The organism is Bradyrhizobium sp. USDA 4503, assembly GCF_054055815.1.
On record NZ_JBSRXS010000001.1, the window covers coordinates 8,446,938 to 8,470,427 of the forward strand.

21 protein-coding genes are annotated in these 23,490 nt (G+C 65.1%); 10 read left to right on the top strand and 11 right to left on the bottom strand.

Annotated elements, in window-relative coordinates:
* Together puuE and ACVMIH_RS39735 are read left to right on the top strand one after the other, a co-directional pair.
* A complete protein-coding gene (puuE, locus tag ACVMIH_RS39730) occupies positions 1 to 939 on the top strand; it encodes an allantoinase PuuE (RefSeq protein WP_253624153.1) in 939 nt (312 codons plus the stop codon).
* A gap of 141 nt (positions 940 to 1,080) precedes the next feature.
* Positions 1,081 to 2,232 carry a mechanosensitive ion channel family protein gene (locus ACVMIH_RS39735; protein WP_253624152.1) on the top strand — a complete coding sequence of 384 codons (1,152 nt, stop codon included), beginning with the start codon at positions 1,081 to 1,083 and terminating at the stop codon, positions 2,230 to 2,232.
* Between the two features lie 13 nt (positions 2,233 to 2,245).
* Here the strand turns inward: ACVMIH_RS39735 and ACVMIH_RS39740 are convergent, their stop codons facing one another.
* Genes ACVMIH_RS39740 through ACVMIH_RS39760 form a run of 5 tightly spaced genes read right to left on the bottom strand, consistent with a single transcriptional unit; the run spans position 2,246 to position 7,621 of the window.
* The gene (locus ACVMIH_RS39740) at positions 2,246 to 3,778 is read right to left on the bottom strand and encodes an ABC transporter ATP-binding protein (protein WP_253624151.1); all 1,533 of its coding nucleotides are present in this window, start codon (positions 3,776 to 3,778) and stop codon (positions 2,246 to 2,248) included.
* The gene (gene biuH, locus ACVMIH_RS39745; RefSeq protein ID WP_057015253.1) at positions 3,775 to 4,458 is read right to left on the bottom strand and encodes a biuret amidohydrolase; all 684 of its coding nucleotides are present in this window, start codon (positions 4,456 to 4,458) and stop codon (positions 3,775 to 3,777) included. Before biuH ends, ACVMIH_RS39740 begins: the two co-directional genes overlap by 4 nt.
* A 19-nt stretch (positions 4,459 to 4,477) precedes the next feature.
* Entirely contained in the window at positions 4,478 to 5,404 is a 927-nt protein-coding gene (locus tag ACVMIH_RS39750; RefSeq protein ID WP_018270387.1) for an ABC transporter permease, read from the bottom strand.
* Position 5,405: 1 nt separating this feature from the next.
* Positions 5,406 to 6,515, bottom strand: coding sequence for an ABC transporter permease (locus ACVMIH_RS39755; RefSeq protein WP_092082494.1), 1,110 nt, complete (start codon positions 6,513 to 6,515; stop codon positions 5,406 to 5,408).
* Positions 6,512 to 7,621, bottom strand: a complete 1,110-nt coding sequence (locus tag ACVMIH_RS39760; RefSeq protein WP_057015255.1) for a BMP family ABC transporter substrate-binding protein — start codon at positions 7,619 to 7,621, stop codon at positions 6,512 to 6,514. Before ACVMIH_RS39760 ends, ACVMIH_RS39755 begins: the two co-directional genes overlap by 4 nt.
* 373 nt (positions 7,622 to 7,994) lie before the next feature.
* On the opposite strand from ACVMIH_RS39760, the gene ACVMIH_RS39765 reads away from it, so the two are divergent.
* The 3 genes from ACVMIH_RS39765 to ACVMIH_RS39775 all read left to right on the top strand — a co-directional run bounded on the left by ACVMIH_RS39765 (position 7,995) and on the right by ACVMIH_RS39775 (position 11,075).
* Positions 7,995 to 9,266, top strand: coding sequence for an allantoate amidohydrolase (locus ACVMIH_RS39765; RefSeq protein ID WP_456866083.1), 1,272 nt, complete (start codon positions 7,995 to 7,997; stop codon positions 9,264 to 9,266).
* A 199-nt stretch (positions 9,267 to 9,465) separates the two neighbouring features.
* On the top strand, positions 9,466 to 10,704 hold the full coding sequence (locus ACVMIH_RS39770) for an ATP-binding protein (RefSeq protein ID WP_057015257.1): 1,239 nt from the start codon (positions 9,466 to 9,468) through the stop codon (positions 10,702 to 10,704).
* A 149-nt stretch (positions 10,705 to 10,853) separates the two neighbouring features.
* On the top strand, positions 10,854 to 11,075 hold the full coding sequence (locus ACVMIH_RS39775) for a hypothetical protein (RefSeq protein ID WP_456866086.1): 222 nt from the start codon (positions 10,854 to 10,856) through the stop codon (positions 11,073 to 11,075).
* Here the strand turns inward: ACVMIH_RS39775 and ACVMIH_RS39780 are convergent.
* Entirely contained in the window at positions 11,023 to 11,994 is a 972-nt protein-coding gene (locus ACVMIH_RS39780; protein ID WP_456866089.1) for a LysR substrate-binding domain-containing protein, read from the bottom strand. The genes ACVMIH_RS39775 and ACVMIH_RS39780 overlap by 53 nt on opposite strands.
* An 86-nt stretch (positions 11,995 to 12,080) precedes the next feature.
* Between ACVMIH_RS39780 and ACVMIH_RS39785 the strand changes: the two genes are divergently transcribed.
* Positions 12,081 to 13,163 carry a YeiH family protein gene (locus ACVMIH_RS39785; protein WP_456866092.1) on the top strand — a complete coding sequence of 361 codons (1,083 nt, stop codon included), beginning with the start codon at positions 12,081 to 12,083 and terminating at the stop codon, positions 13,161 to 13,163.
* Between the two features lie 63 nt (positions 13,164 to 13,226).
* Here ACVMIH_RS39785 and ACVMIH_RS39790 read toward each other — a convergent pair whose 3' ends face one another.
* Positions 13,227 to 14,240, bottom strand: coding sequence for a formamidase (locus tag ACVMIH_RS39790; protein ID WP_028339439.1), 1,014 nt, complete (start codon positions 14,238 to 14,240; stop codon positions 13,227 to 13,229).
* A 224-nt stretch (positions 14,241 to 14,464) separates the two neighbouring features.
* On the opposite strand from ACVMIH_RS39790, the gene ACVMIH_RS39795 reads away from it, so the two are divergent.
* The gene (locus ACVMIH_RS39795; protein WP_456866095.1) at positions 14,465 to 15,142 is read left to right on the top strand and encodes a cysteine hydrolase family protein; all 678 of its coding nucleotides are present in this window, start codon (positions 14,465 to 14,467) and stop codon (positions 15,140 to 15,142) included.
* Here the strand turns inward: ACVMIH_RS39795 and ACVMIH_RS39800 are convergent.
* The 4 genes from ACVMIH_RS39800 to ACVMIH_RS39815 all read right to left on the bottom strand — a co-directional run bounded on the left by ACVMIH_RS39800 (position 15,139) and on the right by ACVMIH_RS39815 (position 19,268).
* Positions 15,139 to 15,963: a carbohydrate ABC transporter permease gene (locus ACVMIH_RS39800; RefSeq protein ID WP_038383999.1), complete on the bottom strand. Its 825-nt coding sequence runs from the start codon at positions 15,961 to 15,963 to the stop codon at positions 15,139 to 15,141. The two genes, ACVMIH_RS39795 and ACVMIH_RS39800, sit on opposite strands and share 4 nt — an antisense overlap.
* Positions 15,960 to 16,922: a carbohydrate ABC transporter permease gene (locus ACVMIH_RS39805; protein WP_057015282.1), complete on the bottom strand. Its 963-nt coding sequence runs from the start codon at positions 16,920 to 16,922 to the stop codon at positions 15,960 to 15,962. Before ACVMIH_RS39805 ends, ACVMIH_RS39800 begins: the two co-directional genes overlap by 4 nt.
* A 53-nt stretch (positions 16,923 to 16,975) precedes the next feature.
* A complete protein-coding gene (locus ACVMIH_RS39810) occupies positions 16,976 to 18,298 on the bottom strand; it encodes an ABC transporter substrate-binding protein (RefSeq protein WP_456866098.1) in 1,323 nt (440 codons plus the stop codon).
* A 115-nt stretch (positions 18,299 to 18,413) separates the two neighbouring features.
* On the bottom strand, positions 18,414 to 19,268 hold the full coding sequence (locus ACVMIH_RS39815; RefSeq protein ID WP_456784218.1) for a VOC family protein: 855 nt from the start codon (positions 19,266 to 19,268) through the stop codon (positions 18,414 to 18,416).
* Positions 19,269 to 19,345: 77 nt separating this feature from the next.
* Here ACVMIH_RS39815 and ACVMIH_RS39820 point away from each other — a divergent pair, with 77 nt between their 5' ends.
* The 3 genes from ACVMIH_RS39820 (at position 19,346) to ACVMIH_RS39830 (ending at position 23,475) form a co-directional block, all read left to right on the top strand.
* Positions 19,346 to 20,713, top strand: coding sequence for an NAD(P)/FAD-dependent oxidoreductase (locus ACVMIH_RS39820; protein ID WP_456785614.1), 1,368 nt, complete (start codon positions 19,346 to 19,348; stop codon positions 20,711 to 20,713).
* Positions 20,714 to 20,926: 213 nt separating this feature from the next.
* Positions 20,927 to 22,114, top strand: coding sequence for a 6-phosphofructokinase (locus ACVMIH_RS39825; RefSeq protein WP_456784219.1), 1,188 nt, complete (start codon positions 20,927 to 20,929; stop codon positions 22,112 to 22,114).
* 143 nt (positions 22,115 to 22,257) lie between these two features.
* Complete coding sequence (locus ACVMIH_RS39830; protein WP_456784220.1) at positions 22,258 to 23,475, top strand: fructose 1,6-bisphosphatase; 1,218 nt, start codon at positions 22,258 to 22,260, stop codon at positions 23,473 to 23,475.
* Positions 23,476 to 23,490: the final 15 nt, after the last annotated feature.

A 23,490-nucleotide genomic window follows, 5' to 3' on the forward strand; every position in this document is an offset into this window, starting at 1 on the left:
GTGACCGAGGCCCGCTATCCGCGCGATCTCCGCGGCTACGGCCGCAATTCGCCCGATCCGAAATGGCCCGACGCGGCGCGCATCGCCGTGCAATTCGTGGTCAATTTCGAGGAGGGCGGGGAGAACAACATCCTGCACGGTGATCGCGCCTCGGAAGCGTTTCTGTCCGACGTGCTCGGCGCGCAGCCCTGGGTCGGCCGGCGGCACGCCAATATCGAGACGATGTTCGAATATGGCGCGCGCGCCGGCTTCTGGCGGCTGTGGCGGATATTCACCGAGCGGAAGCTGCCGGCCACGGTGTTCGGCGTCGCGATGGCGCTGAAGCGCAATCCGGACGTCGTCGCCGCGATGCAGGAGGCGGGCTGGGACATCGCGAGCCACAGCCTGCGCTGGGTCGAGCACAAGGACATGTCGGAGGACGAGGAGCGCGAGGAGATCGCCCGCGCCATTGCCGTGCATGCCGAGGCGACCGGCGCGCGGCCGCTCGGCTGGTACACCGGCCGCTCCTCGATCAACACGCTGCGGCTTCTAATGGAGGCGGGCGGCCTGCGCTATCTCTGCGATTCCTATGCCGACGATCTGCCGTACTGGATCAAGGCAGCCGGCACCGAGCCGCATCTCGTGATCCCCTATACGCTCGATGCCAACGACATGCGCTTCATCAACGCGCAGGGCTTCGGCGGCGGCGAGGAGTTCTACACCTACCTGAAGGACAGTTTCGACGTGCTCTATGCCGAGGGCGCAACCTCACCGAAGATGATGTCGATCGGTCTGCATTGCCGCGTCGTCGGGCGTCCCGGCCGCGCCGCCGCGCTGATGCGCTTTCTCGACTACATCCAGAAGCACGAGCACGTCTGGGCGCCGACCCGGCTTCAGATCGCCGAGCATTGGCACGCCAATATGAAGCATCTCGCCGCGGAAGCGTTTGAGATCGGCTAGCGCCGGTGCCACTCCAGCCGAATTGACGCAACATCCTGCGCATTCGAATTGCATCGGGTGAATTGCTGCGTTGCACAGACGTCAGAAGCGATCCCGGATTCCACGCGTTAGCAGCCTGCAATGCGGGAGCAGGCGGGTTTCATGCAAGACGTCCAGGAGATCGTAACCGGATTGGAACACACATTTCGCTGGGTTCCGGATTGGGTTGTCGGCCTCGTCCTGATCACGGCTGCGATCGCCGTTGCGCTCGTCGTTCACTCCATCGCGCAACGCATCGTCCATCGCATGGTGGGACCAAAGAATTCCGTCGCGCCGATGCTGCTTGACCGGACAGCCGGTCCGTCACGGCTGGCGCTGTGTCTTGCCGCCCTCGCGCTGGTGTTGCCATTGGCGCCGCTCAACGATCTGCTGCGGCTGACACTCAGCCATTTCTTCGGCGTCGCCGTCATCGCGCTGATCGGCTGGATCTCGATCCGCGCCGTCGACATGGCGTCGGCTAGATATCTCGATAAATTTCGCCTCGACGTTGCCGAGAATTTCCTGGCACGCAAGCACGTCACCCAGGTGCGCGTCTTCAAGCGGGTCACCGACACGCTGATCGTCATCATCGCGGTCTCCACCGCGCTGATGACGTTCGACTCGGTCAGGCAATACGGCGTCAGCCTGTTCGCCTCCGCCGGCGCCGCCGGCCTGATCGTCGGTCTTGCCGCAAGGCCGTTGCTGAGCAATCTGATCGCCGGCGTGCAGATCGCCGTCACCCAGCCGATCCGGATCGAGGACGCGGTCATCATCGAAAACGAATGGGGCTGGGTCGAGGATATCGCCTCAACCTATGTCGTGATCCGGCTGTGGGACTGGCGGCGCATGGTGGTACCGCTGTCCTATTTCATCGAGCGCCCGTTCCAGAACTGGACGCGCGACGCGCAATCCCTGATCGGTGCGATTGCGCTGCATGTTGATTATAGCGCCGACGTGCCGGCGATCCGCAAAAGGCTGGAGCAGGCAGCGAAGGAGTCGCGGCTCTGGGACGGCGCGGTGGTCAATCTGCAGGTGATCGACACCCACCCGCGCACCATCGAGCTGCGCGCGCTGATCAGTGCACGGAATGCACCGCAATCCTGGGACCTGCGTTGCGAGATCCGCGAGAAGCTGCTGGCGTTCATCCGTGACGAGATGCCAGACGCGCTGCCGCGCGATCGGGCGATCCTGGCGCCCGCGGTCGATGATTTCGGCCGGGCGTTCCTGCGCGGAGCGCCGGCACGGCAGCGCGCGGCGGCGCCGGCGCGCAGCTGATCCGTGATCCGCTCTAGTGCCCTGCCATGTGCCGGCCGATCTCGGTGAGATCGGCCTCGCTGGCGCGGGCCTCATGCACGAACGCGCCGTGAAACATCACGACCAGCCGGTCCGACAGCTCCAGCAGCTCGTCGAGGTCCTCGCTGACCAACAGCACCGCCGCGCCCCGGTTGCGGGCGGCCATGATCTCGGCGTGGATTTGCGCCACCGCCGCGAAGTCGAGTCCGAAGCAGGGATTGGCGGCGATCAGCACCTCGACGTCGCCCGAAAGCTCGCGCGCCAGCACCGCGCGCTGGACATTGCCGCCCGACAGCGCCGCGATCGGCGTCTCCGGCGTGCGGGTCTTGATCTTGTAGCGGTTGATCTTGCGCTCGGCGTCGTTGCGGAAGGCGGCACGGTTCAGCCACCAGCCGCCGCGCGCGAACGGGGCGCGATCGAACTCGCGGAATGCGATGTTGTCGGCGACGCTCATGCCGCCGACGCAGGCGTTCTTCAGCGGCTCTTCCGGCAACAGCGACATCCTGTGGCGCCGCATCTCCGCGCGGCTCGCCGCATAGGTCTCGCCCTGGACGCGGATCACGCCGCTCTCGGCCTCGCGCTGGCCGGCCAGGACCTCCACGAGCTGGCGCTGGCCGTTGCCGGAGACGCCGGCGATGCCGACGATCTCGCCGCTTTCCACGGTCAGCGATACGCCGTGCACGGCAATCGCGCCGGCATCGTCAAGCGCCGTGAGCTTGTCGAGCTCGAGCCGGGCCGCTCCGGTCTCGCCGGTGCGCGGCGGCTGCACCGTCAGCTGCTCGGCGCCGATCATGGTGCGGGCCATCTCGTCCGGCGTCAGCTCGGCAACCCGGCCGCTGCCGGCGAGCTTGCCGCGGCGCAGGATGGTCACCTCGTCGGCAAAGGCCATCACCTCGCGGAACTTGTGCGTGATCATCAGGACGGTGAGCTCGCCCGCGACCACCATCGCGCGCAGCATGCCGAGAACCTCGTCGGCTTCGCCCGGCGTCAGCACCGAGGTCGGCTCGTCCAGGATCAGGAAGCGGCGCTTCAGGTACAGCTGCTTGAGGATCTCGCATTTCTGCCGTTCGCCGGCGGAGATGTCGGAGACCTTTGCATCGAGCGGCACCTTGAACGGCATCCGCGCCAGGAAGGCCTCCAGCTCCTTCTTCTCCTTGCGCCAGTCGACCACGGCAGGCACGTCGTCGCGCGCCAGCACCAAATTCTCGGCGACCGTCATCGCCGGCACTAGTGTAAAGTGCTGGTAGACCATGCCGAGCCCGAGCGCATGCGCGTCCTTCGGATTGGCAATGGCCTGCTGGCGGCCGCCGACGAGGATGTCGCCTTCGGTGGCGTGGTAATAGCCCATGATGCATTTGACGAGCGTGCTCTTGCCCGCGCCATTCTCACCGAGCAGCGCGTGGAACGAGCCGGGACGCACCTTGAGCTCGACATTGTCGAGCGCTGTAAAATCGCCGAACCGCATCGTCATGGCGATGGCGTCGACGCCGAACGCGCCTGATGGTGCGGGCGGCTCGCCGATGATCACGACAGCGCCCCGATCAGGTCGGCGGATTTGGTCACCGCGCCGAACACGCCGCCCTGCATCTTGATCATCTTCAGCGCGTGGTCGTGATTGCCCTTGTCGGTCGCGCCGCAACAGTCCTCGACCAGCACGCATTCGAAGCCGCGATCGTTGGCCTCGCGCATCGTGGTGTGAACGCAGACATCGGTGGTGATGCCGGTCAGCACGATGTTCTCGATGCCGCGCAGCCGCAGCATCAGTTCGAGGTCGGTGGCGCAGAACGAGCCTTTTCCGGGCTTGTCGATAACAGGTTCGCCCGGCAGCGGCGCGAGGTCGGGAATGATCTCCCAGCCGGGTTCGCCGCGCACCAGGATGCGGCCGCAGGGGCCGGGGTCGCCGATGCCGGCGCCGATCTGGCGCGAGCGCCAGCGCTTGTTGGCGGGCAGGTCGGCGAGGTCGGGGCGGTGCCCCTCCCGCGTATGGATGATGTGAAAGCCCTGCGCGCGCATCACCGCGAGCAGCTTCCTGATCGGCTCGATCGGCGCCCGGGTCAGCGAGAGGTCGTAGCCCATCTTGTCGACATAGCCGCCGACGCCGCAGAAATCGGTCTGCATGTCGATGATGATGAGCGCGGTATTCTGCGGCCGCAGATCGCCATTGTAGGGCCAGGCGTAGGGCTCGGACTTGATGAAGCGCTCGGGCATGAAATGATCTTTCGAGATGCTATCGGGTGATGGACAATTCGGCGGGCGCGCCGGTCAGCGTGCGCTTCGGCGAGCAGGTGATGATCATGATCGCGAGCGTCAGGATGTAGGGCGCGGCGTTGAACAAATGATAGCCGGAGGTGATGCCGACCGATTGCAGCGCGGGCCCGAGTGCGGCCGCGCCGCCGAAGGCGAGCGAGGCCCACAGGCACAGCATCGGGTCCCAGCGCGCGAAGATCACCAGCGCCACCGCCGTGATGCCCTGTCCCGAGGAAAGGCCCTCGTTCCAGCTGCCGGGATAGAACAGCGACAGGAACGAGCCGCCGATGCCGGCGAGGAAACCGCCGACCATGGTGGCGCGCAACCGGATCAAGAGCACCGAATGGCCCATCGCGCGCGCCGCATCGGCGCTCTCGCCGGCGGTGCGGATCAAGAGGCCCCAGCGCGTGGTCCTGAAGGCCCAATAGAGCAGCGGCGCGATCGCGACGCCGATCAGGAACAGCACGTTGATGCGCAGCGCCGCGCGGACCTGCGGGATGTCGCTCCACCAGCCGAAATCGATCGCGGGCAGCCGGGCCGCCGTCGGCTCGATCAGCGGCTTGCCGAGGAAGAACGCGAGCCCCGTGCCGAGCAGCATCAGCGCGATGCCGACCGCGATGTCGTTGACGCGCGGCAGCGAGCAGATGCCGGCATGCAGCGCGCCGAACAACGCGCCGGTGATGCCGGCCGCGAGCACCCCGAGCCACGGCGAGCCCGACAGATAGGAGATGCCGTAGGCGCTCATCGCGCCCATCACCAGCGTGCCCTCGAGGCCGAGATTGATGCGGCCACTTCGCTCGGTGATGCACTCGCCGAGGCTGACGAACAGGAACGGCGTCGAGACGCGGATGGCGCCGCCGAACACGGCGAGCGGGACGGTCCAGAGGCCGAGCGATGCGTCCGCCATGTCAGGACTTTCCCTTCAGGAAGCCGATGCGCCCGTAGAGCGCGTCGCTGGCCAGCACGAACACGAAGATGATGCCTTGCAGCACCAGCACGGAGGCGTCGGGCAGGCCGAGCCGGCGTTGCAACAGGCCGCCGGAGGCCGAGATGCCGCCGAGCAGGATCGCCACCGGAATGATCGCCAGCGGATTCTGCCGCGCCAGGAACGCAACCAGGATGCCGGTGAAGCCGTAGCCCGCCGCAAGATTGGCATTGGTGCGGCCCTGCACGGCCGCGACCTCGATCATGCCGGCCAGCCCGGCGCAGCTGCCGGCGAGGAAGCACACGGTCAGGATCAGCTTGCCGACACTGAGGCCGACGATCTTGGCGGCGCGGATGTTGCCGCCGGCGACGCGCGCGGCGAAACCGAAGGTGGTGTGATAGATCAGGATGTAGGCGGCGATGGCGGCGACGAGGCCGAACACCAGGCCCCAATGCACGTCGGTGCCGGGAATGGTGCCGATCATGTTGGCGGCGCCGATCTCGCGCGTCGACGGCTTGTTGAGGCTCGCCGGATCGCGCATCGGGCCCTCGACCAGATGGTTGAGGATGGCAAGCGCGATATAGACCAGCAGCAGGCTCGAGATCGTCTCGTTGACCCCGCGATATTGCCGCAGGCCGCCCGACAGCGTGATCCAGAGGCCGCCGCCGATCATGCCCGCGATCACCATGGCGATCTGCACCACGATCGGCGCTGCGCCTTGCAACGCCAAGGCGGCCGCGGTCGCCGACAGCGCGCCGATCAACAACGCGCCTTCGCCGCCGATGATCACCATGCCGAGCTGCGCCGGCAGCGCCGTGCACAGCGCGGTCAGGATCAGCGGCGCGGCGCGGGTCAGCGTGTTCTGCCAGGAGAAGGCGGTGCCGAACGCGCCGTAATACATGTAGAAATACAGATCGAGCGGGTTCTTGCCGTAGAGCGCGACAAAGCCGCCGAACACCGCGAGCGCGCCGACCAGCGCCGCGCCCGGGATCAGGATGTATTCGATGCGCGCGCCGTGGCGCTGGAGGAATCCGGGATCGGCGGCCGGAGCGATGCCGGCCGCCTCCACCGATTCCGCCGTCTCGGTCGTCACGCGGTGGCTCCGATCACGCCCTCGACGAGATAGTCCATCTTCTCGAGTTCGGGATCCTGCTGGCCGCGATCGGTGCCGGAAGCGATCACCGTCTTGCCCTTGTTGTCGACGAGCGGGCCCTTGAAGATCGTAAACTCGCCGGCCATGAACTTGGCCTTGACGTCGTCGGCGTGCTTGCGTGCCTCGGCGGACACCATCTCGCCATAGGGCGACACCTTGACGATCTCTTCCTTGAGGCCGCCGCGATAGAAGTTCGGGATCGCTTCGCCGGCGGTGATCATCTTGACGAATTTCGGGTAGAGCGCCTCCCAATTCCACTCGGCGCCGGTGAGATAGGCCTTCGGCGCCAGCGGCGACTGGTTGACGTGATAGCCGCATACGAGAGCGCCGCGGCGCGCGGCGTTCTCGACCATCGTCTTTGGTCCGTCGACATGGCAGGTCAGCACGTCGACGCCCTGGTCGATCAGGCTGTTGGTAGCCTCGGCTTCCTTGACCGGCATCGACCAGTCGCCGGTGAAGATCACCTGGGTGGTCGCCTTCGGATTGGCGAGCCGGGCGCCGAGCGTGAACGCGTTGATGTTGCGCAGCACCTGCGGGATCGGCTTGGCGGCGACGAAGCCGAGCTTGCCGCTCTTGGTCGAATAGCCGGCCACGATGCCGGAGATGTATTGCGCCTCGTCGATATAGCCGAAATAGCTGCCGGCGTTCTTCGGGTCCTTGTCGGACCACAGGCCGCCGCAGTGCTCGAAGCGCAGTTTTGGAAACTTGCCCGCCATCTTGAGGACGTGCGGGTTGTAGTAGCCGAACGAGGTCGGGAACATGAGCGTGGCGCCGTCGAGATTGATCATGGACTCGATGGTCTTCTCGACTGCATCGGTCTCCGGCACCTTTTCTTCCTCGACCACCTTGATGCCGGGAAGCTTCTTCACCGCCGCGGCTCCTTGCGCGTGCGCCTGGTTGTAGCCGTAGTCGTCGCGCGACCCGACATAGATGAAGCCGATCGTGGTTTCCGCTGCCGCCGCGCCCCGAATGCCGAGCGTGCTGCCGAGCGCCAGTGCGGCGCTGCCCTGCAATAAATGCCTTCTTGAAATCCTGCCAAAATCCATCGCTCGCTCCCTCCGGCGGGTCCGGCCCGCCTGTCCCTGTCGCAGCCGCCTGACGGCGGAGCTTGGGGGAAGTGTCGCAAGCTTCATGCCAGAGCATGTTTGGCGATCAGTCTTCCGTAAATGATTGAATGTACGTGAGAATGGTGATCGGTCCCGGAACGCTCGGAAGCCGATTGAGATCGATTTGCCTATTTTGTGAGCGATCGATCGCTGTTGTATGCAATGCCGTTAAGCAGTCGATAACCGCCGGACAGCCGGTGCGAGCCCGGTCGAGACCTGCGCACAACGCGCCATTTGCCGGCTGGTGAATCGGATCGGGCCTGCTACGAGTGAAGCGGGCTCCGGCGGCGGCGTTGGATTGATGGGAAACAGCATGAGCGAGACAAAACCGTCCTCGAAACCGTCTTCCCTTGGCGAAGAGATCGTGGCGCGGATCGATCAGCTCGCGACGATCTCCGAGACGCCTGAGCATCTGGCGCGAATCTTCCTCACCGAGGAGCACCGCAAGGCGGCCGATCTCATCCTGTCCTGGATGCTCGAGGCCGGCATGAGCGCGCATCTCGACGCCATCGGCAATGTCTGCGGCCGCTATGAAGGCGAGCGGCCGGGCCTGCCGGCGCTGATGCTCGGCTCGCATTACGACACCGTGCGCGACGCCGGCAGATGGGACGGCCCGCTCGGCGTCATCACCGCAATCGCCTGCGTCGCCGATCTGAACCGGCGCGGCAGGCGGCTGCCGTTCGCGATCGAGATCGTGGGCTTTGCGGACGAGGAGGGCGTGCGCTTCGCCTCGACCCTGCTCGGCAGCCGCGCGGTCGCCGGCACCTTCGACGAGAGCGTGCTCAACACGCGCGATCGCGCCGGCACGTCGATGCGCGACGCGCTGATCCAGTTCGGGCTCGATCCCGATCACATCGGCAAGGCGGCGCGCGCCCGCCGCGAACTGCTCGGCTATGTCGAGCTGCACATCGAGCAGGGTCCCGTGCTGGAAGAGAAGGCGCTGCCGGTCGGCGTCGTTAGCGCGATTTCGGGCGCGACCAGGCTTGCCGCCAGTCTCACCGGCGTCGCCGGCCATGCCGGCACGGTGCCGATGAAGCTGCGGCGCGATGCGCTGGCGGGTGCTGCCGAATGCATCGTTGCGATCGAGCAGTTTTGCAGGTCCGACGAACAAGGCCTCGTCGGCACCGTCGGCTATGTCAACGCGATGCCGGGCGCCACCAATGTGATCCCGGGCAAGGTGTCCTTCACCATGGATATCCGCTCGCAGAACGACATGCATCGCAAGCGCGCCGTCGCCGACATCGTGCGGCAGATCGAGGCGATCGCAAAACGCCGCGACCTCGCCTTGCAGATCGACGTCACCCACGAGAACCGCAGCGTGCCCTGCGCGCCGTGGCTCAAGGCGCAGATCGCCGAGGCCGTCGCGGCCGAGGGCTATGCCGCGTTCGAGCTGCCGAGCGGGGCGGGGCATGACGGGATGGCGATGGTGGATGTCGCCGATATCGGCATGATCTTTCTGCGCTGCCGCGGCGGGATCAGCCACAATCCGGCCGAGCATGTCGAACTCGCCGATGCCGACATCGGCGCGCGGGTGCTGCTGCGCGTCGTCGAGAATTTTCGTCCGCACGTTGCAGTGAATAGCTGAAATTGCGCGCTTCGCAGGCCTGCGCCGAGGGGCGCTCGCTGCCCACGTTGCGTCAGCACGCCGCAGGCACTGGTCAGGGGCCGCTGCCGGCCCGACCCATGCCTGATCCGGACAGATCAGACCACCGTTTCCGGCTCAGCTGGCCTATTTGCGGGCCGGGCGTGAAGCGCTAGACTTGGTGCAACGGGGGGTAGTGGACATGAGGTCGTCCGTCGTCCAGGACGTTCAGTTCCCAAAACAACCGGCGCTGCAGCTGATCTATGACACTGCACCGATCGGGCTCGCCTATCTCTCACCGGATTGCCGTTACCTTCAGATCAACCAGCGGCTCACCGAGATCTGCGGCATTTCGGTCGAAGGTCACCTCGGGCGCACGGTGCATGATTGCGTGCCCGCGCTGGCTTCGGCCGTCGAGGGTATCGTTCGCTCGATCATGGAGACGGGAGAGCCCGTCACCGACGTGGAGGTTTACGGCCAGCGCCCCGGCCACAATGACGAGCGATGCTGGATCACGCATTGGCATCCGCAGCGCGAACCGAACGGCAGCATCGTCGGCGTCAACGTTGCGGCCGAAGAGATCACCGATCGCAAGCGCAGCGAACGCGAGATCCGCGCCGCGCGCGATGCAGCCGAGAAGGCCTTGCACCATCTGCAGGAGACCCAGGCGTCGCTGATCGAGGCGGAAAAGCTCGCGGCGCTGGGCCGGCTGGTGGCCGGCGTCGCGCACGAGATCAATAGTCCGGTCGGCACCAGTCTCACCGTCGCCTCGGTGCTGGAGCAGAAATGCGCCGACTTCGCTGCCGAGGCTGCGCGCGGCAAGCTGAAGCGATCTAGCCTGAGCGATTTCATCGAGGTCGTCGAAAGCGCCTCGTCGCTGCTTGTCGGCAACCTCAAGCGCGCGGCAGACCTGGTGCAATCGTTCAAGCAGGTGGCCGTCGATCGCAGCTATTTCGACCGGAGCCAGTTCGATCTCGGCGCGGCGACCGAGCAGGTTCTCTCGAGCCTGCGTCCGGCCTTGCCGAAGAACAACCTGGCGCTTGAGGTCGATTGCCCGCCCGGTCTTGCCATGAACAGCTATCCCGGCCCTTATGGCCAGGTGCTGACCAACCTGTTCGTCAATTCGGTGGCGCATGCGTTTCCGGATGGTAAGGGCGGCATCATCGCGATCCGGCTCCGCGCCTCAGGCGCGGACCAGGTCGAGATCCTGTTCGCCGACAACGGTTGCGGGATGGATCACGACGTGCTGCGGCAGGCCTTCGATCCATTCTTCACCACGCGCCGCGACATCGGCCGCATCGGGCTTGGTCTGCACATCGTTCATAACATCGTCACGAACCGGCTCGGCGGAGAGCTCAATCTCGAAAGTGCGCCGGGTATGGGGACACGCATGCGCATCACGCTGCCACGCGTGGCGCCGCGGCGCGTGACCGATGGTTGATGGCTACAGGGGGCGACGAGAAGGAAATGCTCCCCGGCTTTCGGACCGGAAAACGTCCTTCCAAGTAACCGCCGCAAAAGGCATTCCACTACCCTTGCTTCTGCCCCCGTCGTCGCGACATTCTCAGGGTATTCCTGATGGTTACGACGATGAGCCAATCCGCATTCGATCCCTTCGGCGAGCCGGTCCCCGCGGTCGATCCTTCGATCGCGAGCGAGGGCGTGTCGAAATGGCTGAAGACCGCAGGCACCAGCGTGTTCTGGGTGGTGGTGGTCGGCATCGTGCTGGCACGGGCCGTCTATTTCGAGCCCGGCGTGTTCAGCTTCGAGCATGCCGTTGCCTGGGCGCAGGGTCTGTTCGCCGCGCTCTAGCCGCAGGTCCGCGCGGCGCCGTCCTGGCCCTTTGCGCCTCCCGAATGATCCCCTCGAACGCGACCGCCGCTGGCACCTCGAGCCGGCCGGGCGATTTCAGTTGCCAGAGCGTGCGCTCGATATGGATGCCCTTGATCGGGATCACCTTCAGCTTTCCGAGCTTCACTTGATCGTCGATCGTTGCGATCGACACGATGGCGACGCCGACGCCTGATGCCACCGCCTGCTTGATCGCCTCGGTGCTGCCGATCTCGAGCGTCCGCTGCGGCTCGACGTGGTGGGCCGCCAGCGCCTGCGCGACCACCTCGCGCGTGCCTGAGCCGGGTTCCCGCACGATCAGGATCTCGTCGTTCAGCGACCGGATGTCGATCGGCCCCTGGACCGCTGCGAAGCGATGATCCGGACCTGCGATCAGCGCCATCATGTCGGTACGCCAGGCTTCGCTGATCAAATTCTCGTCCTCGACGGGGCCCTCGACCAGCGCGATCTCGATCTCGTGTCCCAGCATCAGCGCGGCGATGTCGCTGGTGTTGGCGCTGACGACGTGCAGATCGATGCCGGGAAAGGCACGGTGGAACACGCCGAGATATTCCGGGATCATGTAGGTCGCGATCGTGGTGCTGGCACCGATCCGCAGCGAACCGCTGTCGAGATTGCGCAGCGCCTGCAATTCGTCCTCGGCGGCGCGTTCGGCCGCGAACAGCGTCTCGGCATGCAGCGCCAGCGCCGCGCCCTCCCGGGTCGGCCGCACCCCCTTCGGCGTGCGGTCGAGCAGCCGGCAGCCGACCTGCAGCTCGAAATCCCGCACGCCCTTGGAGATCGCCGGCTGGCTGATGTGCAGGAGGTCGGCGGCGCGGGAGAAACTTCCGGTCCTCGCCACGGCCGCGAACAGGCGGAGCAGATGCAGGTTGAGGGACATAACTTCTCTCTATCGGGGCAGTCCGAAAATATATTAGCCAAGAGGTGTGCCTTGGCGCATAAAATCTTCTCCGAAAAGAGGATTTTGTGCCGGAACAAGAACAAGACCAGGGACAGAAGCAGGGGGCGCTGCGGCGCATATTCCAGCTCATTCCGGGGATTCTGCTCTGCGGGGTCGTCACGGTCATCTCGCTCGGCATCCAGGCCGCCGAGGAGCGCGTTTTCGACCATCCCTATATCGAGGCCCTCGTCGTCGCGATCCTGCTCGGCATGGCGGTGCGCACCGCCTGGGAGCCGTCGGCGCGCTGGCGCTCGGGCATTGCCTTCAGCGCCAAGCAGCTGCTTGAGGTCGCGGTGATGCTGCTCGGCGCCTCCATCAGCTTTGCCGCGATCGTGGCGTCGGGCGGGCTGCTGATCGGCGCCATCGCCGTGACCGTCGCGATCATGCTGGCGGTGAGCTATGGCCTCAGCCGGATGCTCGGGCTCAAGACCAAGCTCGCGATCCTGATCGCCTGCGGCAATTCGATCTGCGGCAACTCGGCGATCGCGGCGGTGGCGCCGGTGATCGAGGCCGATGGCGACGACATCGCCTCGTCGATCTCGTTCACCGCCATTCTCGGCGTGCTGATGGTGCTCGGCCTGCCGCTCTTGATTCCGCTGCTGAAGCTGACGGCGACGCAATACGGCATCCTCGCCGGCCTCACCGTCTATGCCGTGCCGCAGGTGCTGGCAGCGACCGTGCCGGCGGGCATCGTCTCGACCCAGATCGGCACGCTGGTCAAGCTGGTGCGGGTGTTGATGCTGGGCCCGATCGTGATCGGCCTCTCGCTGCTGGTGGCGCGGCGGCGCAAGGTAAGCACCAAGGCCGGCGCCGCCAGGGAGGGCACCTCGAAGGCCGCCTCGATCAGCCCGTTCAAGCTGGTGCCCTGGTTCATCATCGGCTTCCTGGCGCTGGCCGCGCTGCGCTCATTCCAGCTCGTGCCCGACATCGCGATCGCGCCGGTGACCAAGACGGCGGCGATCCTCACCGTCGTCTCAATGGCAGCGCTCGGGCTCGGTGTCGATGTGCGGGTGCTCTCGACCGTCGGCGGCCGGGTGACGGCCGCCGTCACGCTGTCGTTGATGCTGCTGCTGGGCTTGAGCATCGGCCTCGTGCACTTCTTCAAGTAGAGCATGATCCGGAAAAGTGTGGAGCGGTTTTCCGAAGAGATCATGCTCACATCAAAGGGCCGGCTACTCGGCGGCCTTCGCGGTCTTGCCGAACATCCGTGTCGGTGCGGGAAAGCCGCAGGACGTGCCGTCGGTGATCTTGACCTGATCTTCCCAAGGCAGGCGGAAGCGGCCGGACACCATGTCCTGCATGAACGTGTAGGGGCAATCCATCGCACCGCCCTTCACCGCGACATAGCCGCGGTGCCAGAGCTGATAGATGTTGTTCTCGACGCCCCAGTTGATCCGCGCCTCGCGCACGAGGTCGGGCCGCACCTCGGCGGTGATGATCTCGTCGGCCCGCCCCGTGGTCCCGTGCGCGATGATGCTGCCGTCGAAATTGACGATCATGCCTTCGCCCATCGAGTCGAACGACCCGTCCGAGCCGCACATGCAGACATTGGCCGTCACCATCAGGTTCTGGAACGCGTTGGCCTGGTTGGTGAAGCGCCAGCTGTCGCGGATCGGCGCGGTGTAGCCTGCGGTGCGGATCATGATCTCCGCGCCCTTGTAGGCGCATTCGCGGGCCATTTCCGGGAACATGCCGTCATGGCAGATGATCAGCGCGATCTTCGCGCCTTTCGGTCCATCGATCACGGGAATGCCGATGTTGCCGGGCTCCCACGGCTCGACCGGAATCCAGGGATGGAATTTGCGGTAGTACAGCTTGATATCGCCGTGATCGTCGATGATCAGCCCTGAATTATAGGGGTTACCATGCGGGTTGAACTCCATGATGGAGAAGCAGCCCCAGATCTTGTTCTCGATGCAGGCCCGCTTGAAAGCCGCGACTTCAGGCCCGTCGAGCCGGCACATGATCTCCGGATTGGTATCCATCGAGAGGCCGTGCAGCGAGTATTCGGGGAACACGACGAGGTCCATGGTTCCGAGGTTGCGCCGCGCCTTGCCGACCATCCATACGATGCGCTCCGTCTGCCGTGCCAGGTCGGACCTTGTCGCAACCACAGGCAACTGCAGCTGCACCAGTCCGATCACGACGCCGTTCGGTGATTTGTTGAGACCGCCAAGTCCATTCATGCCTGTCCTCCCGCCTGTTTGAAATGGGCTGTCATTTCGCGAACGATGATCTTCGTTCGGTCGGGCTCCCAGCTAGCAACGATCATGCCAGCAAGATCGCAGAATGCGCAAATGCAGCGTACGGTCGCATGCTGATCGGGATCGCCGCGATGCGCCGCATCATTGCGCAATGGCACGCGGTTTGCTTAATCAATGCGGGTTTTCTCGCATTCGGGGCGTGCGTCATGGCGAATTCAAGCGGGACAATCGCGGCGGAGCCGGAGCCGATCACGCTCGACTGGAGCAGGACCGCGCTCGTCATCATCGACATGCAACGCGATTTCATGGAGCGAGGGGGCTTCGGCGAGACGCTCGGCAATGACGTCAGCCGGCTTGCCCGCGCGGTGCAGCCGATCGCCGCGGTGCTCGCGGCGGTGCGCGACGCCGGGCTGCTCGTGGTCCACACCCGCGAGGGCCATCTGCCCGATCTCTCCGACGCGCCGCCGGCGAAGGTCGAGCGCGGCGCGCCGTCGCTTCGGATCGGCGATCCCGGACCGATGGGACGGATTCTGATCCGCGGCGAGGCGGGGCACGACATCATTCCCGAGCTCTATCCCCTCGACAGCGAGATCGTGATCGACAAGCCCGGCAAGGGCGCGTTCTACGCCACCGAATTCGGCGACATCCTGCAGAAATACGGCATCGAGAATCTCCTGGTCTGCGGCGTCACCACCGAGGTCTGCGTCAACACCACGGTGCGCGAGGCCAACGATCGCGGCTACCGCTGCGTCGTGATCTCCGACGGCTGCGCGTCCTACTTCCCGGAATTCCACGAGATGGGTCTGAAGATGATCAAGGCCCAGGGCGGCATCTTTGGTTGGGTCACCGATTCAGCTGCCGTGCTGGAGGCGCTCGGGCACTAGCCGCCTTTCACCGCACCCGCCGTCAGTCCCGCCACGATCTGCCGCTGCGCCATCACGGTGAGCAGCAGCACCGGCGCCGTCACGATCAAGGCGGCGGCGGCGAGCGGGCCCCAGCTCAGCTGGTCGAACGAGATCATGTTGTAGACCGCGACCGGCAGCGTGCGGGTCTCACGCCCGGCCAGCACGATGCCGAACACGAAATTATTCCAGGAGAAGATCACCGCGAGGATGAAGGCAACCGCAAGGCCGGGCTTGGCGATCGGCAGCGCGACATGGCGGAACACCTGCCAGCGCGTCGCGCCGTCGATCAGCGCAGCTTCCTCCAGCTCCAGCGGCGTGGTCTCGAAATAGCCGATCATGATCCAGATCACGATCGGCACCGTGACCACGAGATGGATGATGATCTGCGGCACCAGCGTGCCGAGCAGGCCGAGCCACTGGAACAGCAGGAACAACGGGATCAGATACGACAGGCCCGGCGTGATGCGCGCGATCAGGATCACGATCGCCGATTTATGCGCCGCCATCCGCGCGATGCCGTAGCCGGCGGGCACGCCGACCAGCATCGCAAGCCCCGTGGCGCAGCCGGTGACCACAAGGCTGTTGCTGAAATAGGTCAGGAACCGGTTGGACGCGAACACGTCGGCATAGTTCTTCCAGGCGATATGCTCCGGAAAGAACACCGGCGGATAGGAGGCGTTGTCGATCTCGAATTTGAGCGACAGCGAGGCCATCCAGAGGAAGAACAGGATCGCCGGCGAGACGATGACGAACACCGACAGCCAAAGCCCGATCCGCCCGAGAATCTGGCGCGGGTTCATGCCTCGCCCCCGAGTTCAGATGTCCACAGCAGGCGCTTGCGCAAGTAAAGCAGCAGGGCCGCCAGCGCCACGATCAGGAGGAAGAACACCACCGCGATCGCCGAGCCGTAGCCGAGGTCGTAATAGACGAAGGCGACGCTGTAGAGATAGACGTTGATGGTCTCCGACGCCGAGCCCGGCCCTCCTTGCGTGATCGCGAAGATGATGTCGAAGCTTTTCACCGCGTCGATCATGCGGATCATGCCGGCGATGAACAGGAACGGCATGATCAAGGGTAGCGTGATGAAGCGGAACACCTGCCAGAAATTGGCACCGTCGATCTGCGCGCTCTCGTAGGGTTCGGTCGGGATCGCGGCGAGGCCGCCGAGCACGATCAGCATCACCAGCGGCGTCCATTGCCAGGTCTCGACCAGCACCAGCGAGGGGATTACCGTCGCCGGGTTGAACACCCAGAGCTGCGGCGGCAGCCCGACCAGCGACAGCAGATAGTTCAAGACGCCAAGCTGCGGGTGGAACATCATGGTCCACACCAGCGCGATCGCCACCGGCGTGGCCATCATCGGCATGATGAAGATGCCGCGCAGGAAACCGCGCGCGGCGAATTTCTGATGGAATACCACCGCCGCCAGCGTGCCGAACACCAGCGGCAACAGCACTGACAGCGCTGTATAGGACAGCGTGTGCCCGACCGCCTCGACGAAGCGCGGATCGGTCGGCAGCCGCAGATAGTTCGCGAGCCCCACGAACACGGTCGGCGAGCCGACCTTCCATTCCTGCAGGCTCATCCAGATCGTGAAGACCCACGGAAAGATGATCACCGCCAGCACCACGACGAGCGCCGGGATCACGAACGGCCAGTACGACGGCGGACGCCATTCACGCGCCGGGGCGGCGTCTCCAGAGCCTGCGGCTCTGGACTCTTGCTTTGACGCGTTTTCTTCACGCGAACCGGTACCCACTTCGCTTGAAAACGCTTTGCTGGCCGCCGCCGGCTCAGTCTGTGTCACCACGCTCACGCTTTTTCGCTACGCTCCAGGATGGGGCGGAATTGCTCGTGCGCCTTTTTCAGCTCGGTGGCCGGATCGGCGCCCGACAGCGTCGCGGTCAGCGCGGCGCCGACGATGTCGCGGAATTCGGCGACCGGGATGATGACGGGCAGGCCGAGCTTGGAGATCTTGGCGGAGTCAACCACCGACTGCAGCCATTCCTTGGTCTTCACGCCCTTGGCGACTTCGGCATCGTCGACGATGGAGTTGCGGAACGGCACGCCGCCGCCGGCCTGCAGCAGGCGCGCGCCCTGTCCGCGCGAGACCACCCATTGGCAGAGCAGATAGGCGGCTTCCTTGTTCTTGCTCGCCGCGGCGATGCCGACGCCGTCGCCATAGGTCGAGGAGAACTTGCCCTTGGGACCGGCGGGTACCAGCGTGTAGCCGACCTTGCCGACGACGCGCGAGGCGGCGGGATCTTCCAGCGGCGGCGCCCAGCCGTCGGCGTCGATCCACATCGCGGACCTGCCCTGCGTGAAGGACGCCATCGACTCCATCCAGTTGAAGCCGGCGACGCCGGGAGGCGCGCATTTTGTCAGCAGGCGCTGATAGAGCTTGGTGGCTTCGATCGCCTCGGGGCCGTCGGTCAGGATGTTGCCTTTGGCATCGAGGAATTCGCCGCCATAGTTCAGATAGAAGTTGGTCCACATCGCCATGTTGGCGTTGCGCAGGCCGCGGCCGACAAAGCCGTAGATGCCTTCCTTCGGATCGGTCAGCTTCTCGGCCGCGATTGCCATCTCCTCGAGCGTCTTCGGGACCTCGACGCCCTTCTTCTGGAACAGCTCCTTGTTGTAGTAGAGGATGAAATAGTCGACCGACCATGGCAGCGACAGCATCTGGCCCTTGTCGTTGCGCGCATATTGGAGGCCGGCCGCCGAGAAATCACTCTCGACGAGGTCCGGCGGCGTCATGCTCGGATCCTTGAGGTAGCCCGACATGTCGGCTAGCCAGCCGGCCTTCTCGAACTGCCGCTTCTGCACGTGATAGCTGAGGTGCACGACGTCGAAGCTCGGCTTGCCCGAGGACAGCTCGATCACGCATTTCTGGCGCTGCTGCTGCTCGGGGATCTGCTCCGACTCGACCTTGATGCCGGTGAGCTCGGTAAATTCCTTGATGTATTTTTGCAGATTGTCGCCGCGCGGCCCCTTGGCGAGAATCATCTCGAGCGTGGTGCCGGAATATTTCTTCCAGTTGACGTCGGCGCGGGCCGGAAATCCGGTCAGTCCAACCGCGCCGGCGGCCGCGGAGCCGGCCAGCATCTGCCGGCGCGAGATCAGGTGATGCGACATGTTTCTCTCCCTGGACGGTTCTTGTTTGGGAGAGATACTAGCGCCTCAACTTTCTGTGCCTAGTCCCACATGCGCGGCGCCGTTGCATAACGCTGCGCCGCGCATGGTATGGCAGCTATGCCTTGACGAAAGCGAGCAGGGTGCCGTTGCCGGAAGCCGGCGGCACGGTGATGCTATTGCCGCTCTTCACGCCGGCTGAGCCCAGCGCTTTCTCGGTCGCGGCAAGGTCGGCCGCGATCACGAGGCCGGCGCCGCCGCGGTCGGGCAGGCCATCCAGCGATACGCCGGGATAACGTTTGCCGAGCTGATCCCTGGTCAGGAACACGAAGTCGGCGCGGTTGCCGCCGGACGGCACCGCAACCGCACCGTCGGCGTCGTTCCTGACGGCGACGTCGATCATCCTGGAGAGATGCGCGGCATCGGCTGCGGGATCGGGCGAGACGATCAGCACCTGCTTGAGGCGTTTTGCCCCATTGGCGTGCGTCATCAATTCGGGAATCCACACCGTCTCGCGGGTCTTGTGCTGGCAGGCGAAGATGCGGACGCCGCCGGGCGCCTCCGCGGTCGGCCACTGGAAGGTGCGGAATTTCGCCGCGGAGGTCGTGCCGTTCGGCAAGGTCACCGGGCGTTCGAAATCGGTCGGCCCGATCGGCGCATAGCCGCGCGCGCGAATCTCCTCGGCGCCAGCAGCGGAATCCACCGCGGTGAACGCGATGCGTTCGATGCCCTCGCCGCGCTTCTCGAGGAAGGCGCGCGCCGGAGCGTTGTGTTCGGTCGGGGTCAGCACGCCGAGCAATTCCATATAATCGGGGTCGAACATGATGGTGTAATTGCCCGATCCCATATGCGCGCTATGGGTGCCGCGCGGCGACACGGTGAAGCCGAGCCGCTTGTAGTTCTCGGCCGCCTTGTCGAGGTCCTTCACCATGACCACGGCGTGATCGATTCCGATGACGTTCTTGAGTGCCACTTGTTGTCTTCCCGGCTGGAATAGGAGAGTAGAATTAGCTAACCAGAATGACCGGGCGCCCGCAAGAAAGGATCATGATGAACAGCAATGCCGTGCGCTGGCCCAATTCGCTCTGGGCAGCAGTGACGCCCTTCGGCCCTGATTGCCCCGAGCTGACCGGCGCGCAGCAGGCCGATGTCGTCGTCATCGGCGGCGGTTTCACCGGCTTGTCGACCGCACTGCATTTGCGCGAGGCCAATGTCGACGTCGCGATCGTCGAGGCCGCCGAGCCGGGCTGGGGTGCCTCGGGGCGCAACAACGGCCAGGTGATCCCGACACTGTCGCGTCCCGATCCGGACGACATCATCGCGAGGCACGGTGCGGCCGGCGAGCGCTTCGTCGCGATGCTGCGCGACAGCGCCGCTGATCTGTTCGACGTCGTCAAACGCTACAACATCGAGGCCGAGCAGGAGCAGGCCGGCTGGGTGCAGCCGGTGCACTCGCCGGGCCGCATCAAGATCGCCGAGCGGCGGGTGCAGCAATGGTCGAAATTCGGTGCGCCGGTCGAATTGCTGTCGCGCGATCAGACCCGGGACATGCTCGGCTCGGATGCGTGGTACGGCGGCTTCTGGAACAGGACCGGCGGTCACGTCAATCCGCTGGCGCTGGCGCGCGGCCTTGCGCGCACCGTACTCGGCCTCGGTGCGCGAATCTATGCCCGCTCGCCTGCGACGAGTTTCGAGCGCCGCGGCGATCGCTGGGTGGTGAAGACGGAAAAGGGTGAAATCTCCGGCCGCGCGCTGGTGGTCGCGACCAATGCCTATAGCGGCGAGTTCGCGAAATCGCTGGTGCCTGAGATCGCAACCGAGGTGATGCCGGTGCTGTCCTGGCAGATGGCGACGCAGCCGCTGTCGGACAATGTGCGCAAGACCATCATCCCCGGCCGGCAGGCGATGTCGGACACCCATGGCGAGCTGTATTTCGCGCGCTACGATGCCCGCAATCGCCTCGTCACCGGCGGTGCCGTGCTCGGTCCGGGCGACAAGACCGGGCGGCTGAAGGCGCGGGTGACCGAGCGGTTGCAGCGTTTGTGGCCGCAGATTGGCGAGGTCTCGTTCGACTATGTCTGGAACGGCTATGTCGGGATGACGGCGGATTTCCTGCCGCGCATGCACCGGTTGGGACCGAACGCCTATGGCTGGACCGGCTGCAACGGCCGTGCCGTCGCGCTGACGATCCCGCTCGGCCGCGAATTGGCGCGCGCGGTCCAAGGCGTGCCGGAAAGCGAGCTGGCGCTGCCGTTCTCCGAGCCGGTGCAGTACATGGCGCACGGCGTGCTCCGCAAGCTCGCGCCCTGGATGCTGGTGCTCTACCGGCGCCGCGATGCACAGGAGTTGGTCAAGGGCGATCGTTTCGAGTTGCTGCGATGGGCGGAGTATTTCCTCGCCTCGCGCCGTTCGCGGTAGGCGCGGAGCAACGTCGCGCCATGCACGCGAGAGGCATGGAGGGGCAAGCCGCCCGAGTTGGGGACTGGTGAGAGGACGTCGCTGGAAGATTGGGGCCCAAGCAGGTTCGGGTGGGTGCCGCGATCACGAGGATTCCGCCGTTGGCGGATAGCGTTGTGGAAACCCCGACGCGACGCAGGCGTTATTGCCAGATAGCAACCCTGGGAGGTGGGCATGGCGAGGAAGCGCATTGGTATTCTCACGGGAGGCGGTGACGTCCCCGGCCTTAACGCGGTGATCAAGAGCGTGACCTATCGCGGCAGCGAGGACGACATCGAGGTTGTCGGTCTCCGCCGAGGCTGGGAGGCCCTCACGCACCTGAACCTCGACGACCCGTCGAGCAAGTCCCATTACATCATCCCGCTGAACCGCGAAAATACGCGCGTCATCGACCGGCGCGGCGGCACCGTGCTGCACTCGAGCCGCACCAATCCCTCCAAAATGAAGAAGTTGCCCGATCATCTCGCGGGCCGCGACTTTCCGGCTTCCCAGAGCACCAAGGGTGGCATCGCAACCACGACGTGGGACCTCACCAACGAGGTGCTCGCGAACCTCGGGGGGCTCGGTATCGAGCATCTGATCGCCATCGGCGGCGACGATACGCTCAGCTACGCGGACAAGCTCAACAGGCGAGGCGTCAAGATCATTGCCATCCCGAAGACGATGGACAACGACGTTCGCAACACCGAATACTGCATCGGCTTTTCGACCGCGATCACCCGTGCCAGCGATGCCATCCAGCGCCAGCGCACCACCGTCGGCTCGCACGAGCGAATCGGCATCTTCCGCGTCTTTGGTCGCGATGCCGGCTTTACGGCACTCTATACCGCATACGCAACCTCGATCCGATGCGCCATACCGGAGTACAAGGTCAATCTCGACAAGCTGATCCAGCTTCTCCTCGATGACAAGCACGGCAACCCAAGCAACTACGCGCTGATCGTGCTCAGCGAGGGCGCCGAGTGGGAGGGCTACAAGGTGCAGGAATTCGGCGAGCCTGACGCCTACGGTCACCGCAGGAAGGCGAGCGTGGCCGAAGCGTTCGCGGACGAGATCAAGCGGCGCACCGGCGAGGAGACCATCGTCTCTGACCTCACCTACGACCTGCGGTCAGGCGATCCGGACTTCATCGACAAGCTTGTGGCGCTGACGTTCGGCAACATGGCTTACGATGCGATCCTGGAAGGCAAAACCGGCCTCATGTCGGCGCTGGTCGAGGGCCGCTACGACCTCGTGCCGATCCCCGACGCCAAGCTCGGGCCACGCAAATTGGACGTCGCAAGCGCGTACAACACCGAGCGCTACCGTCCTCTCTATTCCAACAAGCGGGGCCTGCCGATCTTTCTCAACCGCGCTTCATAGGGCGGGTGGTAACCCCATCGGGCAGGGCGAGCTATTCCAGATGCGTCGATAGCCCGTATCGACACGCGGTGACGGAGGGGCCATAGTTCCGCAAGCAATATGCGCAGGGAACCTGTCGCACCACACGACGTTCTTTTTTGCAAATGAGCGCGCCGTCGCCCCCGGCGCAGCGAGCGCCGAGGCGAAGGCGCTGCGCTGCGGTCGGAGGGATGCTCATGAAACTCACCATTTCGGTCATCAAGGCTGACATTGGCTCCGTCGGGGGCCACACGAAACCATCTGCGCGCATGATGGCGGCTGTCGAAGGGGAGGTCGCGAAAGCGATCGAAAACGGTCTCCTGATCGACGGTTTCGTGCGCCATACCGGCGACGATATTGCGATCATCATGACGCACACGCGGGGCGAAGGGAGCTCCGAAGTCCACCAATTCGCCTGGAAGACGTTTCTCGCGGCCGCTGCAGTCGCGAAGACCTCCGGGCTCTACGGCGCCGGCCAGGATCTTCTCGTCGACGCCCCGTCCGGAAACGTTCGCGGCGCGGGCCCGGCTGTCGCCGAGCTCAGCTTCGACCACAGCCTCTCGGGCGCGAGACCCGCGGAGTCCTTCATGGTGTTCGCCGCAGACAAGTGCGGCCCCGGTGCCTACAACCTGCCGCTCTATCTGGCTTTTGCCGATCCCATGTATTGCGCCGGGCTGATGCTGCCCCCGATGATCAAGGGCTTCCGTTTCCATATCATCGATATGGACAACACGGCCGGCGACAGCGTGATCGAACTCGATGCGCCCGCGGACGGCTACCACATTGCGGCGCTGCTTCGCGACAACGAGCGCTTCGGCATTGATCGTATCGTCTCGAAAACCTATGGCGAAGTCGCCGTCGCCGTTTCGGCGCAGCGCCTTCACTCCATCGCGGGCAAGTACACCGGCAAGGATGATCCGGTCGCGGTCGTCAGGAACCAGGGCATTTTCGCGGCGCCCGAAGAAATCATCTCGCCCTTCGCCAAGGCGCACTTCGTGGGCGGCGATGCGCGCGGCTCGCATGTGATGCCGCTCATGCCGGTGCCGCTCAACACCCCGGTGACGGGGATGTATTGCCTGCCGATCGTGTCCTGCGTCGGCTTCTCGATCGACCGGGACGGGAAGTTCTCGGAGTCCTATACCGACTTCTTTGACAACCTTGCCTGGGACGAGGTTCGCCAGCGCGCGCAGCGCAAGGCGATCGAGATGCGCAGCCAGGGCTGGTCCGGCGCTGCGATGCTGCCCTATTCAGAGCTGGAATATGGCGGCTTCCGCGACACGGTATCCGGATTGCTGAAGCGCTTCCGGCTGCGCGAGGAGCCCAAGCCACAAGCGGCGGAGTAGGGCCGCGCGTGCCCG